We start from the raw sequence: 21,392 nt of genomic DNA on the forward strand, positions 1-21,392 counted from the left end.
TGGGGCAGTCTGCGCCGGATTCGGTTGGCGAACTCCTGGCCGAACTTGGGCGCCCACTGCACGGCGGGCTTGGCCTTCACAGCCCGCCGCGCATCGGCTTCATCGGATACATTCCCCTCAGGCAAAGAGGTAATCGCTGGCACCCTCACTCAGGCCCGCCCCGGTTCCTGAAACCAGGATGAAACGTCCCACGGCTCCGGTATCGTCGATGATGTTGTACAGATACCGGCTGCCATCGGGCGAGACCGATGCCACCGTGAGCCTTGCGCTGTCATCGAAGCCTTCGAAGCGCAGGATATCGGTGTTGGAAGACGAGTAGGGCTTACCAGCCCCTTCGAAGTCGAGGATCGTGTCGACCGTGCCGTCGGCGAGATCGGCCGCGAAGATCGTGAAGGTGTCATTGCCCGCACCACCGGTGACAATATCCTGTCCTGCCCCGCCGCGGAGGATGTCACGCCCTTCGCCCCCGTTGATGGCGTCATTGCCGCCGATTCCATTGATGGCGTCGTTGCCGGCACCCCCAACCAGACGGTTCGCAGCCGCGTCGCCACGGATTGTGTCGTTGCCCGGGCCACCAATGACATTCTCGATGCCGGTGAGCCGGTCCTGGCCACCTTGCCCGTCCTGGCTGGCTCGCGCCGCGGCGAGATCCACCACGACCGTCTGGGTGGCGAGAACGTAGTCGGCGGTGTCGCTGCCTTCACCGCCGTCCAGCGTATCGTTGCCGGCAGCGCCCCGGAGGGTGTCGTTCCCGGAACCGCCGAGCAGGCCATCATTGCCGCCCATACCGTTGAGCGCGTCGTTCCCGGCAGCGCCGTCAAGCCGATCATCTCGGTCGGTTCCGCGGAGGGTGTCGTTCCCCGGCGTGCCGCCCGGCATGCCCGTGTTGCCGCCGATCGTCAGCCGCAGCACCGAAGGATCGTGGTCGCTGGTCTGGACCGCGAATTCCGAGTTGATATGGACGATGTCGTACTCCGCCACCTGCCGCAGCGAGCCGCTGACCAGGATATGGTCCAGCGACTGGGAGTTGCCCTCGAACACATAGCCGTAGCGCTCGTCCTCGGGCAGCGTCTCGACTTGGTCGAACAGCACCCGCTCGCCACCGGGGACGAGGGTTGCCGTGGCGGCGATCGGGTCATCGCCGGGAACATCGTAATTGTCGATCCGGGCGAGCCCTTCCAGGACGTCCAGCGGCTCCTCGGACTCGAACTCGTTGAGATCGCCGGCGACGACCACCTTGGCATCGCCATCGGCGGACAGGAGGCCATCGACGAAGCTGTTCACTGCCTGGGCCTGCGCCGCCCGCTGCACCTCGCCACCGTTGAAGGGCGGCTGCTCCTCGTTCAGCAGCGCGGCACTGCCGCCCTTGGACGTGAAGTGGTTGCTGAGGACGGTGAGCGTCGCGCCATTGAAGGTAAAATCCGCCGCGAGCGGCACGCGCGACTCATAGAAGGGATTGTCCGGGTTGGTCGCCTGGTCGGCATAGCTGCCGGGCTCGGTGATGGCAGTGCCATCGGCAGCCACGGTCCGAAGCGAGGTTTCCACCAGATCGACGCGGTCGGTACGGTACAGGAAGGCGTTGCGGATGTTGCCGCCCGGCTGGCCTCCCACCGCATCGTCGTTGACGAAGGGGTTGTCGGCGAAGGCATATTCCACGCCCTCCGGCGCAGCGGCATTCAGCGCCTGGACAAGCTGGCCCAGCGTCTGCGACGCGGAGGTGACATTCGAATTGGTCGGCCCGTCGTTGTCCTGGATTTCCTGCAACGCGACGACATCCGGCGAGCCGAGATTGTTCAGGATCTCGGTTGCGATCGTGGTGAAGCGTGCTGCGCCGTCGCCGGGATCGAGGTTCTCGGCATTGTAGGTGGCCACGGTCATGCGGTCGGCGCTGCCGGTGAGCGCGGTGGTCTCGCGTTGCAGGGAGCTGGCCGCCGTCACCTCGAAGGCCTGGGTCGGCACCACCTGATACTGGCCAAAGTCGTAGTTGATGATGCCGGTCACATCGGAGATGCGGGCTCCGACATCGACGGCCGGCGCGTCGAAGCCGGGCAGGACGCCGGAATCCGGATCAAGCTGGAACCGCTCAGGGTTGAAATCGCCCCCGACCGTATTGGTGTCGCCGAAGGCGGGCGTCCCGCCATCGATGTTGAGGGTGCCGCGTGCGGAGAAGCCGGTGCCATAAGGCTGGCCGTCCGGGCCGGCAACGGCGGTGTAGATCTCGCCGAAGCCGTTCGTCGGCGCGACCGCGGTCGGCGCCGCGAGGGTGACGAGCATGCCCTCCAGGCTTTCGAGGAAGCTGGCGCCGGCGGCCAAGTCCTCGGTCGGCGGCAGGCGTCCGGCGGGGCCGCCGATCAATGTCGGCGTGACGCTCACATCAGGCATAGCGTCCACCACGGTGTAGGCATTGGCCCCCGTCGCCACGATCTCGGTGGTGGGAAGGCTGCCTGCCGCGGCGCCGGAGGGGAGGAACTCCTCGACCTCTCCGGTCACCTCGACCAGTTGGCCCACCGCCACGGCGGGCACTGCATTGGTGAAGACGAACACGGCGTCCGAGGTTGCGGCATTGCCGTCGCCGGTCGGCGATTGGAGATAGAAGCCGCGGCTGCCATTGGTGTCGATCGCCGTGACGATGCCACGGGTGGTGACGGACTGGCCCTCGAAGGCGGAGCGTTGCCCGCTGCCCTGGATGGCGGAGATGTCGGTCAAGGCAGGCGGCGCGGGATCGTCCGGGTCTTCGCCGCCGGAGGGGCTGAAGGTCTGGCCGGCATTCGACGCAGCAGGCGTGTCGTCGTCCGGCGTGGTCCAGGCGAAATCATCGTAGGCGCTGCCGCTCCCCTTGAGCTGCAGCGACTGGCCAACCGGCGTGGAACTGGTTTCGGCAACGTCGATATCGGTGCTGGTGAGGCCGTTGGCGGGCCCATTTGTCGCGGTCACCCGGCCTTCGTAGCTGAGGAACTGGACGGTCCGGCCAGTCGCATCCACCAAGGCGACTGCATCCGGGGTACCATTTTGGATGCCGTCAGCCGGATAGGTCAGGGCGAGGGTGCCGAAGCCATTCTGCTGGTCAGGAATAGCACCTGACAAGCTACGGGTATTGTAGGCTTGGCCATTGGATCCATTGTACAGGACGAGGCTCCAGCCGGCCAGGTCGGTGCCGGCAGCGCCAGCAACTTCGATAAACTCGCCAGCGTCCGTACCAGAATTGTCATAATGAATCTCATTAATCCAAGCCATACGTCCCACCCCGAATATTTAACGATTCTTAATACTACCTGAGCACTGCGTCAGCATGTGATCGTGTCATGACATTATACTTACGGCCGACGCGTTCCGCTTTCTCAACAGAATCCATAAGATCTTGTGCGGGAAGCCCGTTTGGCTGGCCGGAGCAGCACTCGCAAGCTCCCGGGAGGAGGAAACGGGGGCCGATAATGGAACTATGTAGCCTGCGGCTCCGCTTTGGTGACGAAGCGGCTTGAGTGCACCGCCCTAGGCTACCGCCGGTCCCGCGGCCGAGCCGGCGGCAAGCAACTCAACGAGCGTAGCGGCGGCGCACTGAACCACAGCCACTGCCTCTCGGATGTGATCGACCTTGTAGTGATGTGGCGGCTGCGTTACCGGCGGATCCTAAGCAACATCGAAAGAACAGCGCTTACTGCATCTGCCGGTCGTCAATGCAAGCCAGCGCCTGCGCGATCTCGTGCATGCGCTGCCAGATCTCAAAGCGGAGATCCATGGTGCGCGGCTTGTTCCAGGTTGATGGGCCCCGACGCGTCAGAGAAAGGGCCCAGTGCTCGATGGTGACGTGGCTTTTCGCCATATGAGCCACAACCTCCGTTACCGCCGTTGGTGATCACCTTTCACGTCAGCCATGATGGATCCGTCGAAAGCCAACACCAAAGGCAGACCACTTTCGCCGTGCCACCTTCGCTGGCCGTCATGGGAAGCAATACGAACTTTATGGGCATTGAAACCGGCCGCCTTGCCCCGCGGCGGCCGGCGCACTCCCGGCGTCAGCCCAGGAGCGGAACCCAGGCCGCATTGCGCTGGCTGGACTCCACCGCCGCCGCGATAAAGCGCATGCCGCGCAACCCCTCCGCCAGGCCTGGCACGCGCAGCGCGGCCGGGTCCGGCGCGCGGTGCTCGAGCCGCGCGGTAATCTGCTCGGCGAGGTCGCGGTAGAGCTGGGCGAAAGCCTCGAGATAGCCCTCGGGATGACCGCCCGGGATGCGGCTCGCATGCCCCGCCGCAGGGGAGGCCGCGGGCCCGCCGCGTCGCAGCAGCCGCGGCGCCTCGCCGAGCGGGGCGTGGACCAACCCTTCCGGCTCCTCCTGCGCCCAGGCGAGACTGCCGCGCTCGCCATACACTCGTAGCCGCAGCCCGTTCTCATGGCCGAGCGCGACCTGGGAGGACCACAACATCCCCCGCGCGCCGCCCGCGAACCGCAGCAGCATCCGCGCATCGTCGTCCAGCCGCCGGCCGGGGACGAAGCTGGTCAGCTCCGCCGCCAGGCTTTCGCAGGCAAGGCCGCTGACGAATTCCGCCAGGTTGAAGGCATGGGTGCCAATATCACCGACGCTGCCGCCGGCGCCGGAGCGCGCCGGGTCGGTGCGCCAGGCGGCCTGTTTCTGGCCCGTCTCCTCGAGCGGCGTGGCCAGCCAGCCCTGCGCATACTCCACCTGCACCACTCGGATGGCGCCGATTTCGCCCGCTTCCACCATCTCGCGCGCCTGCCGCACCATCGGGTAGCCGGTGTAGTTGTGCGTGAGGCCGAACACGATGCCGGATTGCCGCACCAGAGGCTCCAGCGCCAGCGCATCCTCGAGGCTGTGCGTGAGCGGCTTGTCGCAGATCACATGGATGCCGCGCTCGGCGAAGGCGCGGACAGGTGCGGCATGCAGGTGGTTCGGCGTGACGATGGCAACGACGTCGATGCCGTCCTCGCGCGCCGCCTCGTGGTCCGCCATCGTCTCGAAATCGGCATAGGCGCGGTCGGGCGCGATGTGCAGCGCCGCGGCGCTCTCACGCGCCCGCCCGGCATCGGCGGAGAGCGCGCCCGCCACGAGCTCGTAGCGGTCGTCCAGCCGAGCGGCGATGCGGTGCACCGCGCCGATGAAGGCGCCCTGCCCGCCGCCCACCATGCCGAGCCGCAGCCGCCGCGCCATCTCAGCCGAGCCCGAGCAGCGCGCGGTTGGTCGCCGCATCGGCGCCGCTCGCCGCGAAGTCGTCGAAGGCCCGCGCCGCGACCTGGATGATGTGCCGGGCGATGAAAGGCGCCCCTTCGGCCGCGCCCTGCTCGCTGTCCTTGATGCAGCACTCCCATTCCAGCACCGCCCAGCCGTCGAAGCCGTATTGCGAGAGCTTCGAGAAGACGGCGCCGAAATCCACCTGCCCATCCCCGAGCGAGCGGAACCGGCCGGCCCGCTGCGCCCAGGGCTGAAAGCCGCCATAGACGCCCTGGCGCCCGCTCGGCCGGAATTCCGCGTCCTTCGCGTGGAACATGCGGATGCGTGGGTGGTAGATGTCGAGATAGGCAAGGTAGTCGAGCTGCTGCAGCACGAAGTGACTTGGGTCATACAGGATGTTGCAGCGCGCATGCCCGCCGAGCCGCTCGAGGAACATCTCGAAGGTCACGCCATCATGCAGGTCCTCGCCGGGATGGATCTCGTAGCAGAGATCGACGCCCGCCTCCTCGAAGGCATCGAGGATCGGTCGCCAGCGCCGCGCGAGCTCGTCAAAGGCTTCCTCCACCAGCCCGGCCGGCCGTTGCGGCCAGGGATAGAGGAAGGGCCAGGCCAGCGCGCCGGAGAAGGTGCCATGCGCCGCGAGGCCGAGGTTCCGCGAGGCCTTCGCCGCCAGCAGCAGCTGCCGCACCGCCCAGCCCTGCCGGGCTTGCGGCTTGCCGCGCAGCTCCGGCGGCGCGAAGCCGTCGAAGGCGAGGTCATAAGCGGGATGCACGGCGACGAGCTGGCCCTGGAGGTGGCTCGTCAGCTCGGTGAGTTCCACCCCGGCCTCGCTGAGCGTGCCGCGGAGCTCGTCGCAATAGTCACGGCTCTCCGCGGCCTTCCCGAGGTCGATGAGCCGCGCATCCCAGCTCGGAATCTGCACGCCCTTGTAGCCATGCCCCGCCGCCCAGCGCGCCAAGCCAGGCAGGCTGTCATAGGGTGCGGCATCGCCGGCGAACTGGGCGAGGAAGATCGCCGGGCCCTTGATCGTGCGCATCATCAGAAGGGCGAGTCCGGGAAGTAGAAGTCCTTCGCATTCTCCTTCGTGATGAGCACCGAGGGGATGATCGTGGTCGGCGGCAGCCGCTCGCCCTTCAGCCGTGCCTCGGCGGTGAGCTTGATGGCGTCGTACATGAATTTCGGTGAGTAGGAGACATTGGCCTGGATGCGCGGGTCGCTGCCGTCCATCAGCGTCCTGATCATCCCCTTCGCACCGGCACCGCCGAAGACCAGCTTGATATCCATCCGCTTCGCCTGGTCGATGGCGCGCAGCACGCCGACCGCCATGTCGTCATCCGCCGCCCAGACGGCGTCGATCTGGCGGAAGCGCGTCAGGTAGTCCTGCATCACGCGAAATGCGTCGTCGCGGTTCCAATTGGCGTAGCGGGCATCGAGCAGCTTGATGTCGGGATAGTTCTTCAGCACGGCGTTGAAGGCATCCATCCGCTCGTTGTCGAGCGTCGTGGCGATGCCCCGCAGCGCCACGACATTGCCGCGCCCGTCGAGCGCCTTGGCGATGTACTCCGCCGGCACGCGGCCGAAGGCGGAGTTGTCGCCCGCGACATAGGCATCCTGCGCCGCCGTGTCGGTCAGGCCCCGGTCCACCACCGTCACATACACGCCGCGGCTCTTCACCTGCACTACCGGCCGCGTCAGCGCGCCCGATTCAAAGGGGAAGATCACCAGCGAGTTGATCCGGTTTGCGGTGACCAGGTCCTGCAGCTGGTTCGCCTGCTCACCCGCATTGGCGGCGGTCTTGACGGTGATCTTGAGTTCGCGGTGCGCCGCTTCGAGATCCGCCTTCGCCTTGTTCGCCCACCAGACGATCGCCGCGGTGAAGCTGTGCGTCGCGGTCGGGATGGCGACGCCGAGATTGACCGCCCCCTGCGCCAGCGCGAGGCCCGGCGCAGCAAGCACCGCTGCGGCGCCGGCGAGCAGGCGCCGGCCGATGAGCATGGACATGGGGTGGTTTCGCTCCCATCTCTGTTTGGCGCCAGTTGAGCATCGCCGAAGGCGCCGCATCAAGGCCCTGCTTCAGCGCCGTCGCTGCAGGAAGGCAACTGCGATGATGACAAGTCCTTGCACCGCCGCATTGAGATAGACGGAGATGATGCTGGTGAGGTTCAGGATGTTGCCGATCACCGAGAGCAGCACCGCCCCCACCACCGTGCCGAGCACGCTGCCCGCCCCGCCCTTCAGCGCCGTCCCGCCGACGATCACCGCGGCGATCGCCTCCAACTCCCACAGCAGCCCGGTGGTCGGCGAGGCGGAGCCGAGGCGCGGCACGTAGAGCAAGGTTGCGATGCCGACACAGGCGCCGAGCAGCCCATAGGTTATCAGCTTCACCTGGTCGACATCGACCGCCGCATAGCGGGCCACCTGCTCGTTGGAGCCGATGGCTTGCACGTAGCGCCCATAGGCCGTGCGGTTCAGCACCAGCCCGCCGAGCAGCGCCACCACGACGAAGACCCAAATCGGCACCGGGATGCCGAGCAGCGCGGCGTAGTAGACCGGGCTGTAGGCATCGGCCAGGTCGTTGTCGAGCATGATGGCGCCGCCATCCGACAGCCAGGTCAGCACGGCGCGGAAGATGCCAAGCGTCCCCAGCGTCACGATGAAGGGCTCGATCGCACCACGCGTGATCAGCAGTCCATGAATGAGGCCGAAGCTGGCGCCCAGCACCACCGCGAAGGCCATCCCGATGGCGACCGCCGGCACCGGCCCGAAGCCCCCCGCGCCGAGCGCGTTCATCACCAGGATGACGGCGCCTGCGATCAGCGCCGCCATCGACCCCACCGAGAGGTCGATCCCGCCCGAGATGATGACGAAGCCCATCCCCACCGCGATGATGCCGATGAAGGCGGTGCGCGTCAGCACGTTCAGCGCATTGGCGAGGGAGGCGAAATCCGGGTTCAGCAGCGCACCGGCGAGGCAGAGCAGCACCAGCCCGAGGACCGGGCCGAGTCCGGAGAGCCGCAGCCTAATGGCGTGTTCCCGTTGCATGGGCAATGAGTTCCTCCTCGGTCAGCCGGCCGGGGCCGATATCCGCAACGGCTCGCCCTCCATGCATCACGACAACGCGATGGCAAAGCCCGACCAGCTCGATCAGTTCCGAGGAGATGACGATCACCCCCCGCCCCTCGCGCGCCAACCGCTGGATAAGCAGATAGATGTCCCGCTTTGCGCCGATGTCGACGCCCCGCGTCGGTTCGTCCAGCACGACGACCCTGGGCACCGGGTGCAGCACCTTGGCGAGTGCCAGCTTCTGCTGGTTGCCGCCCGAGAGCGAGGCCGCGCGCACCGCCGTCGAGCCTGCGCGGATGCCGAAATCGGCGACGGCGGCCTCCAACGCCTGCTGCTCGGCCGCCCGATCGAGCCAGGGTGCGGCATATCGCCGCAGCGCCATCAGGGTGAGGTTCTCGCGAAGGCCGAGCGCGACATGCAGCCCCTTCCCCTTGCGGTCCTCGCTGAGATAGGTGAGGCCCTGATCCGCCGCCTCGCGCGGGCTGCGGATGCGGAGAGGTCGGCCCTCGAGCGTCACAGCATCGGCGCTCCCCGGCCGCAGCCCGAGCAGCCCTTCGAACAGCTCTGTCCGCCCAGCGCCCACCAGCCCGGCGAAGCCGAGAATCTCGCCCGCGCGCAACTCGAATGAGACGCCTTCCGCCCAGCCCGGGACCGTCAGCCCGCGCACCGCAAGCAGCGCCGCGCCCCCCGGCACCGGGTCGCGCGGTGGGAAAAGGTCCGACATCTCCCGCCCAACCATCAGGCTCGCCATCTCCTGACGCGTTACCTCGCGCGTCGGGCGGCGCGCGACGAAGCGGCCGTCGCGCATCACCACCACCTCGTCGGTGACGCGCTCCACCTCGTCCAGCTTGTGCGAGATGTAGAGCAGCGTCACACCCTCCGCCTTCAGCCGCGCCATCAGTGCGAAGAGCGCCTCCGTCTCGCCCGGCGTCAGCGTCGCGGTCGGCTCGTCCATCACCAGCAGCCGCGCCTGCCGCGCCAGGGCGCGAGCGATCTCGACCAGCTGTTTCTCGGCGACGATCAGGCGGCGCACCGGCGTATCAGGGTCGCGCCTCAGCTCGACCAGGCCGAGTACGCGCTGGGCCTCGACGCGCATCGTCCGCTCATCCAGCCACCAGCCGCGGCGCAGCTCATGGCCGAGGAAGATGTTCTGCGCAATGGTGAGATCCTCGGCCAGGTTGAACTCCTGGTGGATCAGCACGATGCCGGCATTCTCCGCCTCGCGCGAGCTACGGAAGCGCTGCGGCACGCCATCCAGCAGCATCTCGCCGCCGGTCGGCTGCTCGTAGCCGGCGAGGATCTTCATCAAGGTCGACTTGCCGGCGCCGTTCTCGGCAAGCAGCCCATAGACCCGCCCCGGCGCCAGCTCGAAGCTGACTCCGTGCAGCACGCGGACCGGGCCGAATTCCTTCACCAACCCGTCGAAGCGGACAGCAATGCTCATTCCCATCCCCGGCTGGTCCCGCTCGAGGCTGCCACAGGGCCAGCCCGCTTCGGAAGTCCCTTACCCTTCCTCCAGGGCAGCATGCCTGGGATAACTGCGGCAGAACTTTTGGAGGATCGTGGCCTTGCCCATGCCAGTCCGATGCTGGGCCAGCAGACTGAACACGCGGTTGCGCTGCGGATAGGTCAGCAACTCACCCATCGTCTCGAGCACCAGCTCCGCCCTTGGGTGGCTGGTCCAACGCTCTCAGTCCATTCCGCTACCTGAGCTGAACCCGCACCTGCTGTACTGCGGTCCCCGAAATATCGCTGCCTCCATGATGCACCTTAACCAAAACCGGTGCTGGCCGCTGGGTAACAACCGTCCTCAGGCGATAGCGGCAGCGAGAAGGCTTGCTCCCTTGGAAGACAAATCTCACACTTCTGGCGACTGGCACGGCCCGGATGATGCCGAGAACTTGGCAATGCCTCCAGCCCCATGGCCGGGGACCGCAGGGGGAGCGTCTGGTGGATGCCGCACCACACGGTCGCTAACGCGCCACCGCTTTCACCGCAGGACTGCGCAGCACCGGCCTAGCCGCTTCTCCCGTACTGCATGACCAGCGAGGCCTTCCTCGCCTTTCCTGCCGAATGGCATCGGGTGGGTTGTCGGGCGGCTGTTCGCTTGGCACAGCCGATACCCGCTGCTCAACATCGTTTACGGTCGCGCCGCAAACCTCATTGCGGGGCATGTCGTGATTGCGATGACCTCCATCATCGCATGTCAGTTCGCCGCGCAAACCCTGGCTCAGCAGGGGTTTTAACCGCGCACAGCTTCTAAGCATCTCTGTCAGCACCCGCACCTTGCGCGGCGCGTGTGCACCCGGCGGACGGACTACAAAGATGCCTTGCACCGGAACCGGGTAGCGCGTCATGACAGGAACAAGAGCTCCGGACGCAAGGTGCTCCTCGATCGAGGGAACTGGAAGCTTGGCAATCCCGAGGCCAGCCAAAGCCGCAGAAACAAGCGCGAGAGCGCTGTCGCCCTTGAACCGACCGTTCGGTCTCATCTCAATGAGCTTGTCGCCATCCATTGTCAGCCAAATCTCAGTGCCCTGCATAAGCGCCTGATGATGCATCATCTCCTCAGGTGTTTCAGGCGACCCATGCTTGTCGATGTAGGCTGGACTGGCGACATACTTGGCACACATGTGCCCGACACGCCTTGCGCGCAAACTCGAGTCGGCCAGACGGCCGCATCGGATCGCGCAATCGAACCCTTCCGCCACCAGGTCAAGGAACCTGTCAGTGTAGCACGCATGGATATGCAACTCCGGATACCGGCAGGCCAAACTTGCGAGCACTGGAGCAAAGTATTTGACCCCCAAGGTCAGTGGTGCCGTCACGCGCAGAAGCCCGCGCAAACTACCAGCAGATGAGATTGCTTCCTTCGCGATATCTATTTCCGTGCAGACTTTTGTGGCATGGCTTCGAAACGTCAGCCCAGCCTCCGTAAGCACCGCGCCCCGGGTGGTTCGCGCCAGCAGTTGGACGCCGAGATCTGCCTCCATGCGGGCGAGACGTCGGCTGACAATCGATTTGGATACGCCGAGCCGCCGTGCCGCGTGTGTCACACCTCCGGCGTCGGCGACCTGTACGAAGGTTCGTAACTCTTCGATGTCCATGTCGCGGTCCTGTCATGCGACACGGTGTGTCGCGAGGGTGAGCAAGGCGCCGTGAATTGTGCGGCAGGCGTACAGCGGCCGCAGGATCAGCGCCGTCTTCGCCCAGCCTGAGCGCTTGGCGACAGACCCTTCAAAATCTCGGTGATGCCCTGAAAACGAACTTGCTACGAGGCGGCGTGAGGCCGCGAGACAGCATAAGCCATCAGCAACTGAGACTCGGTTGCGGCGACGCTTTCGGCGTCGCGCTGCGGCCCCGCCTCACATGGAGGACGATAGGGTCGCCGGAGAGCCGCGTCTTGAGAGGCGCCATGAAGCGAGCGTGGGCTTCGCTGTTCTCGAATCCTCCTGTGTGGGCTGCCACGTCCCGCCAGCCCACTGCTAGCAGGTAAAGATCGGTACTCTCGAGCGCTGAAACGAGGCGGTGTCGGATGTAGCCGTCGGCGCTGGTAAGTAGCGGAGAAGCACTAGCGGACGCAGCCGTGAACGCCGAGCCGGAGCCAGGGAGAAGGCGAAGAAGCGCGAGTTCGGTGATCATCTGATCCGCTCCAGTTGGGGCGAACGACTGGCTTTGGCGAGGAAGCGGCCGGTCGCCCTTGCAACGTGTCAGGCAGCGGCCTGCTGGCCGGAGTACAAAGCTTCCGCCTCGCCCGACACGTCGATCACGATCTTTCCACGCAAGCCGCGCGCGCTCCCGTTTTCCAGGAGATCGTGCGCCTCGCTCATGCGCGTGAGCGGAAACGTCGCGCCGATGACAGGCTTCACCAGACCCCGCTCAATCAACTTGGTCAGCGCGTCGAGCTTCCCGCGATTCTGACGTGTGAAGACAAAATGGTAAGCGGCGTTCTTGCCCCAGGCTTCGATGAGGTTCTGAGGTTGCGCAATGTCGACGAGGCTGACGACGCGTCCATAGGCGGAGAGCGTCAGCGGGCTCCGTGTCAGCGTGTCACCACCGATGGTGTCGAAGACGACATTGACGCCATCCCCATCAGTTTGTCGAAGAACCGCCTTTACATAGTCCTCCGCGGTGAAGTCGATTGCCTCGTCTGCTCCAAGGGAACGTACGAAATCATGATCGCGGGCGCGTGCCGTTGTGATCACCCGTGCCCCGATCGCTTTGGCGATCTGGATCGCAATCGTCCCTACGCCGCCCGCCCCGCCATGAATCAGTACGGTTTCACCAATCTTGAGCTGCGCTCGTTGAACGAATGCCTCCCAAACGGTACCTCCCACGAGTGTCAGGCTCGCGGCCTCGATGTGGGACAGGTTTCTGGGTTTGCGGCCAACCAGTTCCACGTCAGCGACGTGTTGCTCGGCATAAGAGCCGGCGCCACCGAAGACCTTTGGTGTATAGTAGACCTCGTCGCCGATCCCGAACTCGGTAACATCGGGCCCGACTTCTTCGATGACGCCGGAGATGTCGTGGCCGATGATGGCGGGTAGTGGCACGTAATCCGTGTAGTCACCACGACGAATCTGGCAGTCCAGCGGGTTTACGGCGGTCGCGTGCACGCGCACTCGCACTTGGTGCGGCCCGACTGGCGGTACCGAAACCTCGCGCAGCTCGAATGCATCCGTCCCGCCGAAACGGGTGAGAACGGCAGCCTTCATGGTTTGGGACATGGTAGATTCCTTTTCAGCAGTGAACCACTCGGTGACTTGTAGGGCCCCGCTCAAAGCTGGCGCCGGGTCATCGGGAAGCCGACCGGCAGAGGTGTACGCCGCTCGTGTCGGCGCCTAATGGGAGCACTGTGCCGACAATGCCGCAGCCGAGGATGGCCGGCGGACTTGGCGCGAGCGAGCGGCCTTGGCGCCGGATTTTACAATCGACAGGGTTTACGCTGGTGGCCGCTATCGCCGCCGCCTCGCCTGGGTTTGGCCAAGGGTTGCGCAAGTTCGCGATCCGAAAGACGCCAGGCTCTCCGAAGGCCTCGACCACATTGGGATGCATGAATGGCTCCTGCCTTGAGGGGTCCGTCGCACTTGTCATCACCCATTTGATCCCTCTGAAGAAACTGCAGAAGCCGGCGTTCTCATGGATCAGTTTCAAGAAACTCTTGAAAATGACCATAGCGAAGCCCAGACATGGCTTGATGGTCGCGTCCGCAGCTGAGACAGCTGCGAGCGCGGGTGGATCGGCCTGCTCCGGCAGCAAAAATCACGCTCCAGTTGATGCCGGCGCCAACCTTGACCTGGGAAGCCACACCGTGGACATCAGTGACCTGAACCTGTTTGTGCGCATCGCCCGGCTTGGCAGCATCAGCGCTGCAGCACGTGACCTCAATGTCACCCCAGCGGGGGCGAGCGCGCGCCTTGCAGCGCTCGAGAAGCGGCTGGGAGCGCGCCTGCTCCATCGCACAACACGGCAAGCGACCCTGACCGAGGACGGGATAGCCTTCCTGCCGCATGCTGAGCATGTATTGGATGCGGCACTGGCCGCGCGCGCGGCGCTCGGGCGCGAGCAGGCGACACCTCGCGGCACGCTCCGCGTGGCGGCCCCGGCCTCCTTCGCGCGCATGCACATTGTGCCAGGCCTTCGAGAATTCTGTAGCCGCTACCCGGAGCTTATTCTCGACATGCGCATCTCGGACAGCGTTGTCGACCTCGTGGAGGGCGCGTTCGACGTTGCTGTTCGCTATGCGGAGCTTGGGGATTCGTCCTTCGTTGCACGGCGGCTTGCGCCCGACCGGCGTGTGCTGGTCGCATCGCCGGACTACATCGCGCGGCGTGGTCGCCCACGGTCACCGGACGACCTTACGAACCACACCTGCCTCGTCGTCGGTACTCTCGACCTTTGGACGTTCAAAGGGGTGGACGGAAGGACCATAGAGCGGCAGGTGATGCCTACCTTGCGGATCAACGACGGTGGCGCCGTGCGCGATGCCGCGTGCGCTGGGCTTGGGATCGCGCTTATGGCCACTTGGTGCGCAGCTGAGGAGATCCGAAGCGGCGCGCTGGTCGCCGCGCTTCCGGAGTACCCGCTTGTCTCAACGCAAACCTTATGGGTGCTCTACCCAAGCTCTCGAGAGCTCGCACCCAAAGTCAGGGCGTTTATCGACTGGCTGGTTGTGAGATTCGGGCCGGAGCCATACTGGGACCGGGGCCTCGAAGCAGTGACCGGCTTTGGACGCTGACTTGGTCAGCTTCTTCACCAGGGCGGCGTTGGTGCAGCGGAGCCGCTGGGATTTGGGGCGGGTGTCCCGGCTGCGGTTGAGCCGTTACGCTTGGGCATGCCGTTCAGGCACAATGCCGCCTGGGCGGGGTGCCGGTGCATCGGCTCACGGCCGTGGCAAGGACGATCCCCCTTCCGCCGCGGGCGCCTCTGGCTTATCCGGCCCGGGGCAGGGGGGAGGCGGCGATGCGGCGGAGGCAGGTATTGCAGGGGGCGGGGCTGGTCCTGGCGGGGCCGGCGCTCGCCCAGGGAAGCCGGACGCGCACGCTGCGCTTCATGCCGCAGGCGGCGCCAGCGGTGCTCGACCCGATCTTCAACCCGACCACCATCGCCTCGACGCATGGCTACTGCGTCTTCGACACCCTCTATGGCTGCGACAGCGCGCTGCGGCCGCGGCCGCAAATGGCGGCGGGGAGCGAGGTTTCGGCCGATGGGCTGGCCTGGACCATCCGTCTGCGCGAGGGCTTGCGCTTCCACGACGGGGAGCCGGTGCGGGCGCGGGACTGCATCGCCTCGCTCCGGCGCTGGGCGGTGCGGGACGGGTTCGGCCAGGTGCTGGCGGCGGCCGTCGCGGAATGGGCGGCACCGGACGACGGGACGCTGCTGATCCGCCTGCACCGGCCCTTCCCGGCGCTGCTCGACGCTCTGGCCAAGCCGGCGGCGAGCCCGGCCTTCATCATGCCGGAGCGGGTGGCGGCGACACCGGCCGACAAGCCGATCACCGAGATGGTGGGCAGCGGCCCCTGGCGCTTCATCGCCGACGAATTCAGCCAGGGTGCGCGGGCGGCCTACGCGCGGAACGAGGCCTATGTCCCGCGCGATGAGCCGGCGGACGCGGCCTCGGGCGGCAAGCGCGTGCATTTCGACCGGCTGGAGCTGATCTGGATTCCGGATGGCGGCACCGCGGCGGCGGCGCTCCGGACCGGGGAGATCGACTGGATTGAATATCCCCTGCCCGACCTGGTGCCGGTGCTGGACCGGGCGCCGGGCGTCGCCACCCAGATCTACGACCCGAACGGCTTCCTCGGCTTCCTGCGCTTCAACCACCTGCATCCGCCCTTCAACGACGTGCGGGTGCGGCGAGCGGTGCGCGAGGCGATGGCGCAGCCGGACTACATGGCCTCCGTCGCCCTGCCCGGCGACTGGCGGGAATGCCATGCCGTCTTCCCCTGCGGACTGCCGCAGGTGCGAGAATTCGAAGCCCCGCCGGGTGGTGCCCCGGCGATGGAGCGGGCGCGGGCGGCGCTGCGCGAGGCCGGCTATCGCGGCGAGCGCGTGGTGCTCGTCAACCCGAGCGACTTCCCCGCCGTCACCCAGCAGGGCCGCGTCACCGCCGACCTGATGCGGCGGCTCGGCGTTAACATCGAACTGGTGGAGAGCGACTGGGCGACGATCATCGCCCGCCGCGCCAACAGGGCGCCGCCCGAGGCCGGCGGCTGGAGCCTGCACAACACGAACTTCCCGGCCGCCGCCATCGCCAACCCGGCGGTGAGCCCGATCATCCGCGGGCATGGCGAGCGGGCCTGGTTCGGCTGGCCGAGCGATGCGGCGAGCGAGGCGGCGGTCGCGCGCTGGATCGGCGCCGCCGATGCCGGGGCGCAGGCCGAGGCGATGGCCGACCTCCAGGCCGCGGCCTGGGAAAGCGTGCCTTTCGCCCCCACCGGCCTGTTCCGCCTGCGCACCGCCTTCCGGCGGGAGCTGCAGGGCGTGCTGCAGGGGCCGAACCCCTTCCTGTGGAATCTCCGCCGGGTGTAGTTCAGCAGGGGTTGGGCAGCACCGCCAGCTCGCGCATCCGGCCGTTCACGCTGAAGTCGCCGAACTCCATCTTCAGCTCGTCCGCGACGCCGTTCTCGTAGTAGCGCAGCCCGACCTCGTAGTCGGGGGCGCTGGCGCCGCCGCCACTCTTGTCCGGCGTGCGGTCGAAGAAGGCGATGCGCATCCGCGCGCTGCCGAGCGGGGCGAGGGCCGGGAAGCGCTCGTTCGGCTGCGGCGACTGCCAGGCCTGGAGGACGCTGGTGGTGTCCTGCGCGCCATCGGCGCTGGTGCCGTCGAAGAGCGGCACGACCAGCAGCCGCTGCCCGGCGCGGGAGGCGGCGAGCGTACGGATGGTGTGCAGCATCGGCAGCAGCGTGCCGGGCGGGAGCTGCACCTGCTTCGCCTCCGGGTCGACATAGCGGACGGTGCCGCCCTCCGGCGTCACCTCCGCCTCGCCCGAGATGCGCTGAGAGACGGCACCCTGCGAGGTCTGGGTGAGGGAGAAGCGGATGCTCCGCCCGTCCTTGGTCTCGTAGGTCGAGTAGTCGGAGGTGGTCTCGACCTCCGTTCCGTCCCGGTCGGTGATGGTGAGCTGGAAGCGCTGGCGCGTCGCCCAGCCGTCGCAGGCATCGACCACCTCGTAGAGCATGGCGCCCTCGGCGCGGGCGATGTCGGAATTCTCCCGCACCCGGTCGAGCGTCAGCTGGTAGGCGGCACGATGGCCGACCATCGCCTCCACCCCCGGCTCCGCGGCGACGGGCGCGACCCAGGCAGCAAGGAGGGCGGCAGCGAGCAGGGGGCGGCGCAGCGGCATCACTCTGTCCTTCGAAGCGACGTGTTGATCTAGGACGCCTTGGGCGCCGCGGCAGCCCCTTTGGCGGGCGGCAGCTCGGGGCGGATGTGCAATTCCTTGAGCCGGGCGGGCTCCACGGTGGAGGGCGAGCCCATCATCAGCTCTTCGCCCTGCTGGTTCATGGGGAAGAGGTTGACCTCGCGCAGGTTCGGCTCCTCCGCCAGCAGCATGACGATGCGGTCGATGCCGGCGGCCATGCCGCCGTGCGGCGGAGCGCCGTAGCGGAAGGCGTTGAGCATGCCGCCGAAGCGCTCCTCGACCGCCTCCGGCGGGTAGCCGGCGATGCCGAAGGCCCGCACCATGATCTCCGCCTTGTGGTTGCGGATGGCGCCCGAGGCCATCTCGTAGCCGTTGCAGACCACGTCGTACTGGTAGGCCGGGATGGTCAGCGGATCCTGGTTCTCCAGCGCCTCCATCTCGCCCTGCGGCATGGAGAAGGGGTTGTGGCTGAAGTCGACCTGCCCCGTCTCCTCGTTCAGCTCGTAGAACGGAAAGTCGGTGATCCAGCAGAAGCGGAAGCCGGTCTTCTCGGAGAGGCCGAGGTCGTGGCCGAGCTTGAGCCGCGCCTGGCCGGCGAGCTTGGCGGCATCGGCCGCCTTGCCGGCGGCGAAGAAGACGGCGTCGCCCGCCCCGAGGCCGCAGGCCTCGCGGATCGCCGCGGCGCGGTCCGCCTCGAGGTTGCGGGCGATCGGGCCCTTGGCGCCATCCGCCTCGAAGGTGATGTAGCCGAGGCCGCCGGCGCCCTGCTCGCGCGCCCACTCGTTCATCTTGTCGAAGAAGCTGCGCGGGTTGCCGGCCGCGCCCGGCGCCGGGATGGCGCGCACCACGCCGCCCGATGCCGCGATCTTGGCGAAGAGGCCGAAGCCGGAGCCGGCGAACTGCTCCGTCACGTCGCGGATGACGAGCGGGTTGCGGAGGTCCGGCTTGTCGGAGCCGTAGTCGAGCATCGCCTGGGCATAGGGGATGCGGATCCAGGGGCCGGCATCGACATGGCGGCCTTCGGCGAAGCGCTCGAAGGTGCCGCGGATCACCGGCTCCATCGTGGTGAACACGTCCTCCTGCGTGACGAAGCTCATCTCGACGTCGAGCTGGTAGAACATCAGCGTGCGGTCGGCGCGGCCGGCCTCGTCGCGGAAGCAGGGGGCAATCTGGAAGTAGCGGTCGAAGCCCGCCACCATCGTCAGCTGCTTGTACTGCTGCGGTGCCTGCGGCAGGGCGTAGAACTTGCCGGGATGCAGACGGGCGGGGACGAGGAAGTCGCGCGCGCCCTCGGGGCTGCTGACGGTCAGGATCGGCGTCTGGAATTCGTTGAAGCTGGCGGCGATCATCCGCTCGCGGATGTCCTGGATGATCTGCGCGCGGAGGATCATGTTCCGCTGCAGCCGCTCCCGCCTGAGGTCGAGGAAGCGGTAGCGCAGCCGCATCTCCTCCGGATACTCCTGCTCCGTCGCGATCTGGAAGGGCAGCACCTCGGCGGTGGATTGCACCGTGAGCTCGCGGACGCGGAGCTCGATCTCGCCGGTCGGGAGCTTGGCGTTCACCGTGCCGGGCTCGCGGTTCACCACCTCGCCGGTGACGGTGACGACGCTCTCGGGCCGCAGCCGGTCCGCCGCCTCGAAGACGGGCGAGCCCTGGGCCACCACGCATTGGGTGAGGCCGTAATGGTCGCGCAGGTCGAGGAAGAGCAGGCCGCCATGGTCCCGCTTGCGGTGCACCCAGCCGGAAAGGCGCGCCGTGCTGCCGGCATCGGTGGCGCGGAGGGCGCCGCAGCTATGGGTGCGGTAGGCATGCATGGGGGTTCGGGACCTGCGCTGGCAATCGGAGCGCTCGTAAGAGGGGCCCGGGGCGGGTCCTGTCAAGCGCGCATGGCTTTCCCCCGCGCCCGCCCGGGTCTAGAAGCCGGGCATGAGCCGTCGTTCCGCCGAAGCCGAGCCCGTTCCCGCCCTCGTCACGACCTCCGAAGCCCTGGCCGCCCTCTGCGAGCGGCTGCGGCAGGAGAGCTTCGTCACCGTCGATACGGAGTTCATGCGCGAACGGACCTATTGGCCCGAGCTCTGCGTCGTCCAGCTCGGCGGGGCGCGGGAGACGGCCGTGGTCGATGCCCTGGCCCCCGATCTCGACCTCGCCCCGCTCGGGGCCCTGCTGGCCGACCCGGCGGTGGTGAAGGTCTTCCACGCCGCGCGGCAGGACGTCGAGATCTTCCTGCTGAAATTCGATGCGGTGCCGGCGCCGCTCTTCGACACCCAGGTGGCCGCCATGGTGGCCGGCTTCGGCGACCAGGTGAGCTACGACCAGCTCTGCCGCTCGCTGGCCAGTGCCCAGATCGACAAGGCGCATCGCTTCAGCGACTGGTCGGTGCGGCCGCTCTCCGCCGCGCAGGTCGCCTATGCGGCAGCCGACGTCACCCATCTCCGTCGCATCTATGTGGCGCTCCGCGACCGGCTGGAGCGGGAGGGGCGGCTCGACTGGGTGGGCGAGGAGATGGCGGTTTTGACCCGGCCGGAGACCTACCGCACCGATCCGGAGACGGCCTGGGAGCGGCTGCGTCCGCGCACCGGCAACCGCCGCTTCCTCGGCCTGCTGCAGGCCGCCGCCGCCTGGCGGGAGCGGGAGGCGCAGCGCATCAACATCCCCCGCCAGCGGCTGGTGAAGGACGAGACGCTGCTGGAACTGGCCGCCACCGGGCCGGAGACGCCGGTTGACCTCGCCCGGGCGCGGGGCATCTCGGAGGGCTTCGCCAAGGGGCGGAGCGGCGCCGGGCTCATCGCCGCGATCAAGGCGGCCAAGGCGCTGCCCGATTCGGACCTGCCGGAGGCGCCGCGCGACCGCGGCGGCCCCTCCCCCTCCCCTGCCCTGGTCGCGCTGCTGAAGGTGCTGCTGGCGGCCAAGGCGGAGGAGCACCATGTCGCGCCGCGCCTGCTGGCGAACAGCGAGGAGCTGGACCGGCTGGCGACCGAGGCGGAGCCGGACCTGCCGGCGCTGCATGGCTGGCGGCGGGAGGTCTTCGGCGAGGCGGCGATGGCGCTCAAGGCAGGCCGGCTGGCAGTCGGCGTCGAGGGGCGGCGGATCAAGCTGATCGCGGTGCGGTAGGCGGCCGGGCACCGCCGCCGGTGCCGGCCGGCTGCTGGGGCTGCGGCACCATCGGCGTGCCGGGCTTCGCGTCATCCTTCGCCATGCCTGTCTCCTGTTCTGGGAGGCAGGCTCAACGCGGCAGGCCCTCCGCAGTGCCCTCGAGGCCAAGCGCCCGCAGCTGCGCGATGCTCCCCGCCGCCGAGACGTGGTGGATGAAGCGCCCGCCCTTCCGCTCCCACCCGTCCCGCGCGGAGGCGCGGTCATCCACCAGCACATGGCCGGGGCCTGACCAGCGCGGCTTCTCGTGGCTCATGCAGGTGATGACGGGGACATGCGCGCCGAGCACCCGCGCGACCCAGCGCCGCTTCTGCTCGGGCGCCCAGGCGCCGCGCGGCAGGCCGGTGAGGATGGTCGGATGCAGCGGAGCGCAGAAGCGCCAGAGCGCCTCGGCATCCTGCATCATCTCGAGCGTTTCGAAGAAGCGCGGCGCGCGGGCGAGCGCGGCCCACATCGTTTTCAGCGGCAACGCTTCCGGCCGCTGGCCGGTCACGGCCTCGACGCCGCGGTCGAAATCCGCCAGCACGCCGTCGAGGTCGAGGAAGAGCACCGCGCTACCGGCGGCAGGCCCCGGCGGCGAGGCGGACGCAATCGGCGAAGACATCGAGCGCATCGAAGGCCCGGTCCACCCCATCCGCCGGCAGCACGACCGGGTGGCCGCCGCCCTGCAGCACGGCGCCGGGGATCATCAGGTTGTCGGGGAGGCCGAAGCCTTCCACCATCAGGCCGGGCAGCGGGTCCGGCACCGACGAGAGGTGCCGGCGGGTGCGCTCGGCGAAGGGCGTCGCCGTGTTGGAATAGGCGAAGATCGGCTTGCCGCGGCCGAGGAACCAGCCGAGTTCCACCAGCGTGCCGGCATCCGCCGAGGGGCCGCGGAAGGGCGTGAGGTTGGCGATGACGATGTCGCATTCCTCCATCATCGCCACGTCCTTGTCGTAGATGACGCGCCACAGCCGGTCCTCCGGCAAGGTGCGCAGCGTCTCGACATCCTCGTTCAGCGGCGGACGGCCGGTGATGCCATGCTGCGCGCAGAGGGCGACCTTGCGGGCCGCATGGGCGATGGCGTCGGGGAGGAAGACGTCCGGCCCGGCGAGATAGGCGGTGATGCTCATGCGCCCGCAGTCAACAGG

At 67.7% G+C, this 21,392-nt stretch carries 18 protein-coding genes and 1 pseudogene; 3 read left to right on the plus strand and 16 right to left on the minus strand.

The genetic code is table 11. The features are described from left to right. Positions 1 to 117 precede the first annotated feature (117 nt). From LH62_RS05375 to LH62_RS32850, 12 genes and pseudogenes are all read right to left on the minus strand, one after another. On the minus strand, positions 118 to 3,234 hold the full coding sequence (locus LH62_RS05375; protein WP_082012363.1) for an endonuclease/exonuclease/phosphatase family protein: 3,117 nt from the start codon (positions 3,232 to 3,234) through the stop codon (positions 118 to 120). 418 nt (positions 3,235 to 3,652) lie between these two features. Then, positions 3,653 to 3,820 (minus strand): hypothetical protein, encoded by a 168-nt coding sequence (locus LH62_RS31000; RefSeq protein ID WP_160299775.1) that lies wholly within the window; start codon positions 3,818 to 3,820, stop codon positions 3,653 to 3,655. 193 nt (positions 3,821 to 4,013) lie between these two features. Next, positions 4,014 to 5,204, minus strand: a complete 1,191-nt coding sequence (locus LH62_RS05380) for a Gfo/Idh/MocA family protein (RefSeq protein WP_052213735.1) — start codon at positions 5,202 to 5,204, stop codon at positions 4,014 to 4,016. Then, a complete protein-coding gene (locus LH62_RS05385) occupies positions 5,167 to 6,222 on the minus strand; it encodes a sugar phosphate isomerase/epimerase (protein ID WP_043365225.1) in 1,056 nt (351 codons plus the stop codon). The genes LH62_RS05380 and LH62_RS05385 overlap by 38 nt, the downstream gene beginning before the upstream one ends. A gap of 2 nt (positions 6,223 to 6,224) precedes the next feature. After that, entirely contained in the window at positions 6,225 to 7,187 is a 963-nt protein-coding gene (locus tag LH62_RS05390) for a substrate-binding domain-containing protein (RefSeq protein WP_043359770.1), read from the minus strand. 72 nt (positions 7,188 to 7,259) lie between these two features. Next, positions 7,260 to 8,228, minus strand: coding sequence for an ABC transporter permease (locus LH62_RS05395; RefSeq protein WP_043359772.1), 969 nt, complete (start codon positions 8,226 to 8,228; stop codon positions 7,260 to 7,262). After that, the gene (locus LH62_RS05400) at positions 8,206 to 9,693 is read right to left on the minus strand and encodes a sugar ABC transporter ATP-binding protein (RefSeq protein WP_043359774.1); all 1,488 of its coding nucleotides are present in this window, start codon (positions 9,691 to 9,693) and stop codon (positions 8,206 to 8,208) included. Before LH62_RS05400 ends, LH62_RS05395 begins: the two co-directional genes overlap by 23 nt. Positions 9,694 to 9,753: 60 nt before the next feature. After that, a pseudogene (locus LH62_RS29045) lies at positions 9,754 to 9,927 on the minus strand (TniB family NTP-binding protein); the annotation flags it as partial. 295 nt (positions 9,928 to 10,222) lie between these two features. After that, entirely contained in the window at positions 10,223 to 11,356 is a 1,134-nt protein-coding gene (locus tag LH62_RS29050) for a LysR family transcriptional regulator (RefSeq protein WP_082012365.1), read from the minus strand. A gap of 202 nt (positions 11,357 to 11,558) precedes the next feature. Beyond that, a complete protein-coding gene (locus tag LH62_RS32635) occupies positions 11,559 to 11,891 on the minus strand; it encodes an antibiotic biosynthesis monooxygenase (protein WP_144404385.1) in 333 nt (110 codons plus the stop codon). 68 nt (positions 11,892 to 11,959) lie between these two features. Further along, on the minus strand, positions 11,960 to 12,976 hold the full coding sequence (locus LH62_RS05405) for a zinc-dependent alcohol dehydrogenase family protein (protein WP_043359777.1): 1,017 nt from the start codon (positions 12,974 to 12,976) through the stop codon (positions 11,960 to 11,962). Positions 12,977 to 13,043: 67 nt separating this feature from the next. Continuing rightward, complete coding sequence (locus LH62_RS32850; RefSeq protein WP_408735074.1) at positions 13,044 to 13,208, minus strand: alcohol dehydrogenase catalytic domain-containing protein; 165 nt, start codon at positions 13,206 to 13,208, stop codon at positions 13,044 to 13,046. Here LH62_RS32850 and LH62_RS05410 point away from each other — a divergent pair. Both LH62_RS05410 and LH62_RS05415 read left to right on the plus strand, forming a co-directional pair. Continuing rightward, positions 13,129 to 14,487, plus strand: coding sequence for a LysR family transcriptional regulator (locus tag LH62_RS05410; RefSeq protein WP_201445424.1), 1,359 nt, complete (start codon positions 13,129 to 13,131; stop codon positions 14,485 to 14,487). The two genes, LH62_RS32850 and LH62_RS05410, sit on opposite strands and share 80 nt — an antisense overlap. 224 nt (positions 14,488 to 14,711) lie before the next feature. Next, positions 14,712 to 16,280 carry an ABC transporter substrate-binding protein gene (locus tag LH62_RS05415; protein ID WP_043359781.1) on the plus strand — a complete coding sequence of 523 codons (1,569 nt, stop codon included), beginning with the start codon at positions 14,712 to 14,714 and terminating at the stop codon, positions 16,278 to 16,280. A gap of 1 nt (position 16,281) precedes the next feature. On the opposite strand, the gene LH62_RS05420 is transcribed toward LH62_RS05415, so the two are convergent. Continuing rightward, the gene (locus LH62_RS05420) at positions 16,282 to 17,094 is read right to left on the minus strand and encodes an EipB family protein (protein WP_052213736.1); all 813 of its coding nucleotides are present in this window, start codon (positions 17,092 to 17,094) and stop codon (positions 16,282 to 16,284) included. Positions 17,095 to 17,123: 29 nt separating this feature from the next. Continuing rightward, positions 17,124 to 18,926 carry an aspartate--tRNA ligase gene (aspS, locus tag LH62_RS05425; protein ID WP_043359782.1) on the minus strand — a complete coding sequence of 601 codons (1,803 nt, stop codon included), beginning with the start codon at positions 18,924 to 18,926 and terminating at the stop codon, positions 17,124 to 17,126. 112 nt (positions 18,927 to 19,038) lie between these two features. Between aspS and rnd the strand changes: the two genes are divergently transcribed. Further along, entirely contained in the window at positions 19,039 to 20,223 is a 1,185-nt protein-coding gene (rnd, locus tag LH62_RS05430; RefSeq protein ID WP_043359784.1) for a ribonuclease D, read from the plus strand. Positions 20,224 to 20,335: 112 nt separating this feature from the next. Here rnd and LH62_RS05435 read toward each other — a convergent pair whose 3' ends face one another. Further along, complete coding sequence (locus LH62_RS05435; protein ID WP_052213737.1) at positions 20,336 to 20,866, minus strand: hypothetical protein; 531 nt, start codon at positions 20,864 to 20,866, stop codon at positions 20,336 to 20,338. Continuing rightward, positions 20,817 to 21,374 carry a nucleoside 2-deoxyribosyltransferase gene (locus LH62_RS05440; RefSeq protein ID WP_043359785.1) on the minus strand — a complete coding sequence of 186 codons (558 nt, stop codon included), beginning with the start codon at positions 21,372 to 21,374 and terminating at the stop codon, positions 20,817 to 20,819. Before LH62_RS05440 ends, LH62_RS05435 begins: the two co-directional genes overlap by 50 nt. Positions 21,375 to 21,392: the final 18 nt, after the last annotated feature.

This window comes from Belnapia sp. F-4-1, assembly GCF_000802185.1.
Classification (GTDB): domain Bacteria; phylum Pseudomonadota; class Alphaproteobacteria; order Acetobacterales; family Acetobacteraceae; genus Belnapia.